This is a genomic window from Rubritalea profundi, from assembly GCF_002954445.1.
In the GTDB taxonomy this organism is placed as follows: domain Bacteria; phylum Verrucomicrobiota; class Verrucomicrobiia; order Verrucomicrobiales; family Akkermansiaceae; genus Rubritalea; species Rubritalea profundi.
Genome location: NZ_MQWA01000001.1, coordinates 934,099 through 946,298, shown reverse-complemented (window position 1 = coordinate 946,298; position 12,200 = coordinate 934,099). Strand labels below are relative to the sequence as shown.

Annotated in this window: 3 protein-coding genes; all 3 read left to right on the top strand. The window is 53.5% G+C overall.

The window, feature by feature from the left end; all coding sequences use genetic code 11:
- Nucleotides 1-16: 16 nt before the first annotated feature.
- From BSZ32_RS04070 to BSZ32_RS04060, 3 genes are read left to right on the top strand one after another with little or no spacing between them, the layout of a single operon-like run.
- The gene (locus BSZ32_RS04070) at nucleotides 17-4,540 is read left to right on the top strand and encodes a tetratricopeptide repeat protein (RefSeq protein ID WP_105042245.1); all 4,524 of its coding nucleotides are present in this window, start codon (nucleotides 17-19) and stop codon (nucleotides 4,538-4,540) included.
- 23 nt (nucleotides 4,541-4,563) lie between these two features.
- Complete coding sequence (locus BSZ32_RS04065) at nucleotides 4,564-9,519, top strand: tetratricopeptide repeat protein (RefSeq protein ID WP_129589581.1); 4,956 nt, start codon at nucleotides 4,564-4,566, stop codon at nucleotides 9,517-9,519.
- A 41-nt stretch (nucleotides 9,520-9,560) separates the two neighbouring features.
- Nucleotides 9,561-12,194 (top strand): tetratricopeptide repeat protein, encoded by a 2,634-nt coding sequence (locus tag BSZ32_RS04060; protein ID WP_105042243.1) that lies wholly within the window; start codon nucleotides 9,561-9,563, stop codon nucleotides 12,192-12,194.
- Nucleotides 12,195-12,200 lie beyond the last annotated feature (6 nt).

Genomic DNA, 12,200 nt, shown 5'->3' with positions numbered 1-12,200 from the left:
CAAGCGCAAAAACCTGATGGAGGCCACCGAGATTGAAGTGACCTCAGGTAGCGCTCAGAAAACCCTCGTTCCCGGTGAAAAACTTAAAGTCACCCTAGTCGACCCCACCCTCGCAGTTTCCGGTGCTGGCACCGAGATTGAAGTTGTCGTCTGGGCCACATCAGGTGATAAAGAAACATTCTTCCTCCGCCAGTTTGGCGACCAGAAAACCAAGTTCCGTGGCGAAGTCGCCACCGCACTCGGCGCCCCGAAACCCGGCGACCGCATCCTCCAGGTCATCGGTGACGACGAGGTCTTCTACGCCTATTCCGAGCGATTCCGCAAGAAGATGAACAACATCGCTGAGAAACGTGGCGGTCCCATCACCATCGCTTCCAACTCCACCCTCATGGCGTCCTCCCGCAAACTCCTCACCGAGGATGAACAACGTATCGCCGACATGGAGAAGCAGATGGAGGCAATGAAGACGGTAAACCGTAAAGTCTCCGAGGCCGATCTCACTGCCCTCGCCAAAGCAGAACGCGCCGCAGAGGCTGGCCGTAAGCTCCTCACCGGTGAAAGCATGGACGAGGATTCAGAAGGGAAGAAAAAGGAACAACCTGTCGAAACCCGCGTCAAACCTGGCAACCCGATCCACGTCCGCGTCATCGACCCCGACCGCTCACGCACCGCCGGCATTGATGAACTCACCGTCAGCGTCGAGAGCTCCAGTGGTGATGGCATCAGCCGTATCACTCTAAAGGAAACTGGAACCCACACGGGTTGGTTCGAAGGAAGCATCCCAACCACCGGCGCTCAGGCAATGGCATCTGCGCAAAACTCCGAGCCCGGCCGTAACCCGAACATGGTACTCAGCCCGGAAACCACATACCCAGCTTGGCAGCCAGTCTCCGTCAAAGGAATGACTCCGGAATTTAACATCGACCTCAACGACAACGTAGAGCTCGGTGAAATGACAATCACCGCCAAAGAACCTGGAGCTAAGCTCAAGAAGTTCATCCTCCTTACAGGCATGAATCCCGGCGATATGCAACAAGTCGCTGTCTATCCTACGCATCGCACAGCTCTGAAAGACCCTTGGCAACCTTCGGTCGTTATCATGAATGATACCGACAGATTTCACGCCAGCTCAGGCCGCACTATCGATGACCTTCGTCAATTGGAACAGCACTTGGAAAGTGGTTGGGTGAGTCAACAGTTCGCTCAGAGCGCCGTCGCCAATGTCGCCGGCCCTTCCGAAGCTCTACCAGAAGACCTCTACAAGACCGTTGTCTGGAAACGTCAGAACCGACACGGCGTTTCTTCCGTGATCTACAGGTTCCAGGCGCACTTCTACGAGTCATCCAATGTAACACGTAAGTTCAAAGTGGATCTCGGTAAGTACCAAATCCCTAAAAATACCCACCCGTCGATCAATAGCAAACCGAAGTTCACGCTCGTTGTTGACGGCCGCAGGATCTCTGAAAAAGGGGGTACGGGCAATCTTGAAGGTTCTATCAACCTCAGCCCTGGTGTTCATAAGTTTGAAATCTGGGCCACTGGATGGGTCGCCAATATCGGCTTTGGCCGCGGCGTCAAACTCTCTGCCAACCTCGAGGACAAAGAAGCACTCGTCGACTGCCCAGATAGCTTTTTTGACACCACCAAATTCCCCAAAGGCGTCCTCACTCACCGCAACGCATCTGCTGCTATCACAGCCAATGCCGATGGCTCCGAGTTCAATGTTAAATTTGCACCGAACTCACGCACCCGACTCTTCAAGCTAGTCTTCACCGAGAGCGAAGGGCCAATCCCGGCCTTGAACAAAGTCACACTCAATGCTCCTGACGGCAAAAAAGTACTACCTGTCGCCGAGGACTACTCAAAGCTCAATAAGAACGACACGCTGGAAATACTCACCGGTGATAAAATTTCCGTCCGCTACGTCGACGACCGCTACGTCACCAAGTCACAGCAAAAGCAGGAGCGCTTACTCAATGTAGCCTTCAGCACCGCAAAAATCGAGTTTGCTGATATCAAACCGCGCTTCAGCGGCAGACATAGGAAAGACATGCCTTACTATGAGAAACTCCTCCGCTTCCCATACGGAGAGCCACTCTCACTCGCCATCAATGACGCTGATATGGATGTCACCGTCGAACCTGACACCCTGACTGTCACGGTGCAAAGTGAGTCTGGTGGTACACGTGAATTCATCGCCACCGAAACCGGCCCATCCACTGGCGTCTTTGAGGCCATCATGATTCCGGTGCCCACCGCTCCCAAAAAGGAAAATGAGATCCAAGTCGCCGAGGGGGGAACACTCACAGCCATCTACCGCGATGAGGAAAACACCAAGCCCGGTGTGCCCACCGACCGCTACGCTAGGATCGACCACGCCATCTTTGCTCTGCCGCAGATCAGCTTGTCACAGCCAACCGTGACCAACATCGACTACAGCACTGGCGCAGGAGACCTTCCTGGATTCCGTTCACTCACCGAAGGATTTATCAAGATGGATGAAGGGCAACTCAAAGTCGAAGCCGATTCAGCCCGCAAAGCCAGGGAGGCGGGTAGTGGGCAGATCCAGCCACGCTGGTCGATCGCCCACAAACTGTTCCCGACTACCGCCCCACCCGAAGGCGGATTCAAGACCGTGCATGGTCGCCGGATGTATGTCGAGCTACTCGCCCCTCATCTCGCGCTCGGAGCCGCATCCACCGTCACCCTCTACGCCCAGACCGATAACGGCCGCAAAATCGCCGAGGTTCCCCTCGACGGCAAAGTATTCGATCTTAACGTGCCAGGAACCATTGAACTCATTGGTCACCTAGTGACTCCCGAGAAGAGATATGGAGACATCTGGAGAGGCATTCCTGAAATTGCTTCCTATGTTGGAAATAGCTACCAGCTCTGGTCAGACAACGCCGTGCTCGACCACTTCACTTTGGACATCCCACTCATTGCCAGCCACTCTCCGGAGTACGGCGTGATGTCTCACGATGAACGATACGATCTTCTCCAAAAAGCCCGCAATGGCGAATTAGGCTACGAGGAATACAATAAGCTCAAAATCAACGGACTCATCGTCCTTCCCGGCGAGCGCGTCCATATCGGAATGAAGTACAAAGACGAATCCGGCGCTGACAAGTGGCTCACCACAACCACCAAGGTCATCACCCATCCCGTTTTTGATGTCATGGAAAATAATTTCCGTGAAGCCAGAACTACCGCTTACGTCGGTGAAACCATCACTCTCCGCGTTGTCGACCTCGGTGGCGATGTTTCGGATAAAACCGACACAGTGAACGTCCTAATGCAGGCTAAATCAGGTGCCAAGCATCGCGTGGTTCTCCGTGAGTCCACCCCGCATAGTGGTGTTTTCAAAGGCAGCTACCGCCTCTCTTACGCCAAGGCAATCACCCCGCAGACTCCTGAGTCCACTGATCAGGAACCTGTTCCACACAATGTCAGACGCGACGGATTCCCCGTTGTTTACGACGACGTTGTCGCCATGCGCTACACCGCGAGCAACGGTATTAAATCACCGACTCAGATGATCACCATCAGCAAAGGATCTGACGGAACCGTCAAACCGTTCTCCAAAAAATATGACGATCCGGAAATCGCCATGCGCACCCAGTTCTCACTGGCGGAAAGCTATCTAGAAATTGCCAAAAGCCACCGCAAACTCGGAAAAACCGAAATGGCTGCCCGCGAATATGTTCGTGCCAAGCAACTACTCGCCAAGGCGATGGATCAATTCAAAGACCCCGAAACCCGCGCCCACGCCGAGTACTTGCTAGGAACTCTATCACTAGAAGAAGCCAACGACACTGAAAAAGGTGACCTGCAGGAAACCCGCTACCGCGCCGCTCTGTCACGCTTTATGAATGTGACTGGCAGCTACCCAGAAACTCTGCACGCCTCCAAGGCCCAATACAGAATTGCCTCGGTCTATGAAAAACTCAACGAGCGCGACGTCGCCGCCCAGGAGTATGTCAAACTCGCTTACAAATACCCTGACTCAGAATTCCTCGCCACCGCAATGGCGAAGTTAGGTAGCTACTTCCTCCGTAGAGCAGCCACTTATGAAAAGCAGGCAAAGGCATTGTTAGCTGATACCGAAAATAAGGATGCCCAATTCAAAGGTGAGGCACTACAAACTAAAGCCAACCGGGAGTATGTCAAAACCGCCCAGATCTTTGGTCGGTTGCAGCAACGTTTCCCCAGCGACCCGCTCGCTGGTAAAGCCGGAGTCAGCGCAGGCGAGGCTTACATGCGTGCCGGTAAAAACGAGGAAGCGCTCGCCGCATTCCTTCGGGTCGTTAACGATCAAGGATACGATGGAAAAACCTTACGCTCACGCGGGATGTACTGGGCCGGAATGTGTTACCAAAAACTCAAACGAGAGATGGCCGCCTACTCCATCTATAAACGCCTAACCTACGATTTCCCCGAAAGTATATGGGCCGCCTACGCCCGAGGCCAGCTATCAACAGGGTCACTTCAAAAACTCGAAAACGAACTGGAAATCGATCGCTTGGAGGACGGACGATAATAGTTAGGAAACCAAATAATACGATGGATAATAATCAACACATACCGGTTTCTAGCACATTGAATTCACCAGCTCCAGCCATGGACGAGCTTCAGAGCCGCGCTCAAAAACCGTCCTTCAGAATGGAAATGACTTTCACAAAAATCCAAGATGGCACACCATCTAACAATTCTCAAGCAAGCCCAATTGGCTTGCCCATCCGACCACAAGGCATCGCTCTTGCTCGGATGACTCGGGTGATCCGCAAGCTGAAGGCTGGCATCATAGAGAGTACCAATTTCAAGCAACCCATGTCTATTCGCCGTTATTCCTGCCTCTTTATCTCGCTTCTGACAATCAGTCCAGCCATCGCCTCACCGCTCGACGATCAGATCAAAACCTTTGAAGATTCGCAAACTCAGTCCGAGAGCGCAGTCATCGGCATTCTTCAAACTGGCTTAAAAGAAGCCAGAGCAGCCGAGGCATTTGCCAAGGTGAAACCATGGTTGACCGCAAACTCATCCAACTCGCAGAACTTGTTGCTTAGCGCCGGACGCTCCGCAGAATTTGCTGGAAAATGGTCGGATGCTGTCAGTTTCTACCGCAAACTGCTCAAAGAAAAATCGCTCGATTCCAGACTCGCTGGCGATGCCGCAAATTCAGTCTATCGACTGCTTATAAACAACATGAAACAGCCCGAGGCTGCCTACCTGCTGATGCGTGAGGACGGCGACCGCCTTCGTGGTTACGGCAAGGCGAAACAATTCGATTTCTGGTTCCTGACTCAGGCCCAAAAACGCACCGATCTTGCCGCCATCGCAAACAGACTGGCTGCAATTTATAACAGCAATGACCCGATTGAGCAGTTCGCTCCGTTTGAAGAATTCATGCTAAAGGGGCTAGAAAGCTACAAGTTCGACGATAAAACAACCTCCGATGCTATGGAGAATCTAGCCAAGGCGAGACGCGCTAGCCCACAGCTCCGAGCTCGCCTGAATTGGGTCAAAGCCATTATTCCAGTTCAGAAAAAGCTAGAACAGTCCATCGCCGATCGAAAAGAAATTCAGCCAGCCCTGCTCGGTAACGCTCTCAGATCTGCGCAGACGCTCATCACCGCTCTTCCTTATCAAGGCTCCATCATCGTTTCTGAAGGCTGGATGCACACTGGCCAACGCGACGCCGGAGTCTTTTCCATGTTCCTCAAAGTGAGCCGTGCCGAGAAGGCCGCGCCTATTTTGAAGGCTCTCCGCAGCATGCCAACCGAGCAAGCCAAGAGCGTTGTTAGCCACAAAATGAACGGCTCTCGTGGCCGTCGTGCATGTGATTTCCTGTTCTCTCGCATTGAAGTTCGCGCGCTAGTCCGCGATCTTCCAGAAGTCTTTAACGATCTTTCAGCACCCGACACATCACTCTTCGATAAAACCCTCACTGTTGAGCAAGCCAAAGCAATAGCTCCCAACCTTGCCCGCAACCCCCACGCACAGGCCGCGATGGTCCGCGCTTGGGCGAAACCTGAACGTAAATTCAGTCTCGTCGTCGATGATATGATGAAGTCTGAAATGTGGCGCTCTAACGACATCAAGACCCTCAGCCACGGAGTCTGGCATAGCGGCATGTTTGAGCGGGATACAAAATATGAGCAAGCTCTCAATAAATACGCCAAGCTCGATGGCCGCTACCAACAACTCAAAAAACAGGTAGCTAAGAAAGCAAACGCCGGTGAACGAAAGGCCGCTTTTGACAAACTCTATAAAGAGCTAACTGGCGGAAACTATTCCACTCCGGGACTACTCACCCTCTGGGCTGAACTTTTCCAAAATTCTCCCGATGGAGACAAAGTCACATTCCTTAAAGTGATGATCCAGAACAACCAGGGGACTCGTGATACCATTCTCCGCCGAACCTTGAATAAGTTGAAGTTTGGAAAAGGTGGGGCATTACCATGGCAGGCCGTCGTACAGACAAACCATTTCAGATACCATCAGAAAGACACGCGCAAACATGCTGCAGCACTTCTCAGCCAACTGCCGGCAATCCTCAACGGTCAAGTCAAGTCAGGCACATTGTCCGAAACCATTTTTGGAATGTGGCTGCACAGCGTGGATGTTCGCGACGATAAGGCCAAAGCACAGATGAAGGAGATCCTAGCCTCACCAGCCTACGCTAAAATCGATCCAGCTTACCAAAAAGTGGCTGCTGATGCTTCCCATTTCGGAGCCGAGGCCTTGGCGCCTAAAATGCTAGTAAATCAGCCTGAGTACATCAGCCGCGAGCTGCTAGCTCTGCCTAAAGATGCCGCACCAGCAGCTGTCGAAGCCGCCTTCAAAGCTGTCATGGACCGCGTCTCCAAGGCCACATCTCCCGTCGTCGTGCGTGGCCTCAACGGTGTTGGAAACCTCTCCAAACTCTCAGCCCAGAGCCGTGCTCTAGCGTTCACACTCTTCAATGGCCAGTCACCTCTAGAAGCCTACCCATCCAGACAAGGATACGAACAACTCGCAGTGCGCTTGATCAAAGATGCGCAAGAAGCCAAGCAATGGGGTCAACTGGTCCCATACGCTGCCAGCCTCTGGCGTAGTTCGATGACCCCGGACCACCATAACAGATTCCCTGTAGCCGACTCGCTTGTCGCCTTTGCTGAGGCTGCCATGGCTGCCAACCAACCATCTGTCGCCATCTCCATCGCTCGTACAGGCATCATGTTGATCGACCCTGTCAACACGAACCACGGAATGCCCGAGCGCATCGCCCGCATGCGTTCTCTTTCCGGCAAAGCCTCCGTCGCCATCGGTGCTGTCGAAATTCCGGTCGATGAAACCGACCCAGCATACGGCATCTACAAATCCAACGCGGAATACGTCCAAGGCAACCTAGACACCGCATGGGAACTTTACCAAGCCAATGCCGACCAACTGGAACCACTCATCCGCAAACTCGCCGTTGAATACAGCTTTTGGTTGCTCAAGCGTAATACTCAGGTCGGCCAAACCGACCGCGCGGAAACTCTCGTCAAGGAGCTCACCATCTGGTCGCGCCAAGCCGAGGGAACATTCAGCCTCGCCCAAGAAGCCAAACTCAAAATCTCCTACGCCGACCTCGCATTCCGCAAAGGTGCCTTGCCAACATCACGCGCCTGGTACCGGAAAGTTGCGGACGCCGCCGAATACAAAGGCACCTCGATTCAGCTCCGTGCAGCACTCGGCTCCGTCAATGTCGACCGCGTTTCCAAGGATTTCTCTAGCGCACTAGGTGAACTCGATAAACTCATGCGCCTCAAGGACCCGGCATTACGCATTCAGGTCTACTACACCCGCGGTGAGGTCCTGATGGACCAAGAAAATTACAAGGAGGCATTCGATGCCATCGATTACGTGTTGCGCCAGCAACCGAAACACGCCGACGCCTTGATCCTGCGCGGTAAAATCCAGTTCAAAATGCGCAAACTCGTCGAGGCCACCGAAATCGAACTCGGGCCGTCCCAAGACGATACCGTCATCGTTCCCGGTGAAACCGTCAAAATCAACCTGCGCGACCCCACACTCAGCGTCTCCGGTGTTGGTGCAGATATCGAGGTGGAGATCTGGGCTGCTTCTGGTGACAGCGAACGCGTCATGCTCAACCAGCTTGGTGATAGCAAAGAGAAATTCCGCGCAGAAATTCCTACCGTCCTCGGTGCTCCCGTCAAAGGCGACAAGATCCTACAGATCCTTGGAAAAGACGAAATCCGCTTCGGTTACTCAAAACGCTTCCGCGCTAAAATGGACGACCTTCCAGCCGACCCAGAATTAGCCATCGAGGTCGCATCTGACGCCCATCTTTCATTTTCCGCTGGCGCCTTCCCTCCTCGCCAAGGAGAACGCCGACTCGACATCTCTGAACTTGGACTCTCCACTGCTCAGGCCGCACTCGGCACACGCAGCGTCAGACCAGGAAACCCAGTCTACATCCGCGTCTCCGACCCCGACCAAAGCCAATCCCCAGGAATTGATGAAGTCACCGTCTCTCTCAATGTAACCAGCGGCGATGTTATCCGTAAGCTCGTGCTCAAGGAAACTGGCCCGTACACGGGTGAGTTCCAAGGTATCGTCCCCACCACTGGCGCACAAGCCATGGCATTCGCCTCCGAAAGCGCACCTGGCCGCGATCCTAACATGGCTATCAGCTCTCAGGATTACCCCGGTTGGGCTGGCAATGTGGGTGACAAAAACAAGACCCGCACATTCGGTGTCGACCTTAACGACAACGTGCCAGTCGATAAAATGAGCTTCGACTTCGGCGCAGCAGGGCAGGGGCTTAGCCATTTTGTCCTTCAAACATCAATGAACGGCAAATCGTGGACCACACGTTCCCGCTTCCCAGCCGCAAAGAACCTTGCACCATGGGATGGCCGCCCACGTATTTCGGTTGTCTCAAATTCACATGTCGACACGCTTTCATTCCCTGAAAACCGTCAAGTCCCAGAGGATTGGAAACAAAGAATGGAACTCGATTCCGTTGGCCAGAATGTCAGATTTAAAGATGGCTACCTGAAAAATCTTACCTTTGAAAAACTTCCCAACATCGGTCAGCACCCAGGTGCTGGTGTGTTGGTCCAGTTCCGCGCTCATTTCTACCAACCAGCTGCAGCGATCCGCCGTTTCCGTCTAAGCGGTCTCCCGGTTGTCGACGCCAATGATGAAACCAAGGCAATTTTCTTGATCAACGGTCAACCAGCCTCCGGTAATTCCGATGACCCACTCACCATCGAGCGCGAGTTTGGACCCGGACTTCACGATATTGAAATCTGGTACACTGAGGCACTTAGTGAGCTGCAAAAACGCAAACCAATCCTCTCGTGCGACGTCCCAGGCAAGGACCAACTCGTCCCATGCCCGGATACCATGTTTGATTCCGCCAAGTTCCCCGAAGCGTACGCCAAGACATCACCCAACCAGCCACCATCACAGAGAATCAAACTGGTATCGATGTCGCATTTGGTGACCACACTCAGGCTCGCCTAGTTCGTCTCTTCATCGCTGGTTTCAAAGGTGTTTCACCATCGGTGAAATCGGTCACTCTCAGCGACCGCGACGGCACAGCTCTGCTACCCGTCAGACAAGACTACAAAGCACTGCGTGAAAACCTACAACTCGAAGTTCTGCCCGGCGACCAAGTCACCGTGCGCTACGTCGACCCACGCTCAGCCACACCAGGCCGCACCAAACACGGCAAAAGCCTGACTGTTGCATTCAACACAGCCACCATCAACGCATCCTTCCTCAACTACAAAGAAACCGACGAAGGACGCGTTTTCGAACCAGAAGCCATCCGCCGTTTCAAATTTGATGATGCCGTAGCCCTAGTCATCGACGACGCCGACATGGACATCAGCGCCCAGCGCGACACACTGGATATTCAAATCACTACCAGCGATGGTAAAAAAGTCACCATCAAGGCAGTCGAAACCGAAGTCCACAGCGCCCGCTTCATCGGCCGCGTCTTCCCAGTCCTAGGCAAGCCCGAACGCGATTCTGAAATCCAGCTCCCCGTAGGTGGCACCATCACCGCCACCTACCGCGATATGGAAAACCTCGACCCAGGTATCCCAACCGATCGCACAGTCGTTATCGAGCACGCACAATACAAGACCCCCGCTGTAGCAGCATACAACAACAGCAGCAAACTACTGCCCGTATCACCAATCGCCGACATCGAGCCAGCCGCAGATGCCACCAGCAAACGCAAACGCGATAGCGGCCCAGAAGTTGTCGAGCCTCGCCGTGAACTGAGCTACGTCTATGTCGATGAGCCCGCCTTGGCGGATACCTCACTCAAGACAGTCATCGGATCATCCGTGCGCTTTGACGTCGTGGTGCCTCATCTAGCCTTTGCAAAAAGCAGTGAGATCAGAGCCTACGTGCAGACCGACGCAGCCCGCAAAGCTGCTAAAGTACCAGCCAGCAAGGCATTTGATGTCAGCGTTCCCGGAACACTCAAGCTCACTGGATCACTCGCAGGTGCTGAAACAATTATCCCCACTGGCTACGCAGCTAGGTCTAATACCTCACCACCTACCAATGCCACACCACTGGAACAAGGTCGCTTCACCTTCTCCGTCCCGTTGATCCTCGGTGATCCTCCAGCTCGTAGCTTCGCTACCAAAGCTGCTGAGGCGATGTCAGCTTCGGCTCTGCCTAACGGACTCGCCGTCCGCGCCGGAGACATCGTGCACGTCGGCTATCCATTTAAAGATGCCAACGACAAAGTGCAGTGGAAAACCATGACATACAAAGTCGGTAGCCACGCATTCCTGTCTGTCATGAATGGCAGCTACAACCGCCCACTGCAGAGCGCGTTTGTAGGTCAGAAAGTCTATGTTCGTCTGCTAGCTCGCGGTCTCGACCAAAAGCCGTCGCGCGATACAGCATCTGTCACACTGAAAGGGAGCAGCGGCGCATCCACCACTTACAAGATCCGTGAAACTGAACCACACAGCGGAGTCTTTAAAGGAGTATTCGCCATCGCCTATGCCGATGAGGAAATCCCAGCCAAGCTACCACCTGTCGAACTCAATGGATTCCCGATCCGCTACGGTGATAGCATCAGTGTCACCTACGCAGCATCCGGCGATGACCCAGAGCAGAAACTAAATGTCTCTATCAACAAAGGAGCCGACGGCATCATCGAACCATTCAGTAAACGTTACTCCGGCGACCAAATGGCCGTGAAAACTGGCTTCACTCTAGCTGAGTGCTTTTTCGAACTCGCTAAAAAGCACCGCAAGATGGACCAGGAAAGTCTAGCCCGTCGCGAAATGGGCCAAGCCCGTAAACTCCTACTCGAGGCGCTCGCCACCCACCGCGATGACGACATGCGTGCCCACGCCGAATACCTCCTCGGTAACCTCGCTCAGGAATACGCCGACCTCTCTAAAAATGAGGAAGCCAAACTGCCACTCTACCAAGACGCCCTCGCTCGATTCTCGAAAATCCCAACCGATTATCCAGAAACCGAGTTTGCATCCAAGGCTCAGTTCAAGACCGCCCTCGTTTACGAAAAAATGGGTGAGATCGAAAACTCCGTCGAGGAATACGTAAAGCTTGCCTACAAATACCCCGACGACGAGTTGATCCCGACCGTCATGTCACGCCTCGGCGGATACTTTAAGAAAAAGGGCATGGTGTACAAAAAACAAGCTGACACAGTGCGCGATAAAGAAGACGTAGCCTCCAAGGCCGAAGTACTCCGTCTCGATGAACTTTCCTACCCAGAGTTCCTCAAAGCCGCCATGGTATATTCTAAACTCCAACAACGCTTCCCGGATAACCCGCTCGCCGGGCTCGCCGGACTCAGCGCCTCCCAGAACTACATGCGCGCTCACCAATACAAAAAGGCAATCGCTGGATTCGAAATCTGTATTAATAACGAGGATTACGACGACGGAGATATCCGAGCCCAGGCTCTATATTGGTCTGGACTCAGCCACGAACGTATCCCCGACGGCGGCTGGAAATCCAAAGGCCAAGCTATGATGTCCGCTTACCAGATCTACCGCCGCGTCACCTTCGACTTCCCCGACAGTAAATGGGCTAAATATTCCCGCGGTCGACTCGCCGACCCGGTATTCGAACGCATCATCGAGCAGGAAGCTTCGATGCGTAAGAAAATGCTGGAGGCTCTAGAAGAGAATCAATAAAACAGG

Coding starts and splice junctions, on each gene's coding strand:
- BSZ32_RS04065 (WP_129589581.1), top strand. CDS start 4,564: ATGGATAATAATCAACACATACCGGTTTCTAGCACATTGAATTCACCA.
- BSZ32_RS04070 (WP_105042245.1), top strand. CDS start 17: ATGGAGGCCACCGAGATTGAAGTGACCTCAGGTAGCGCTCAGAAAACC.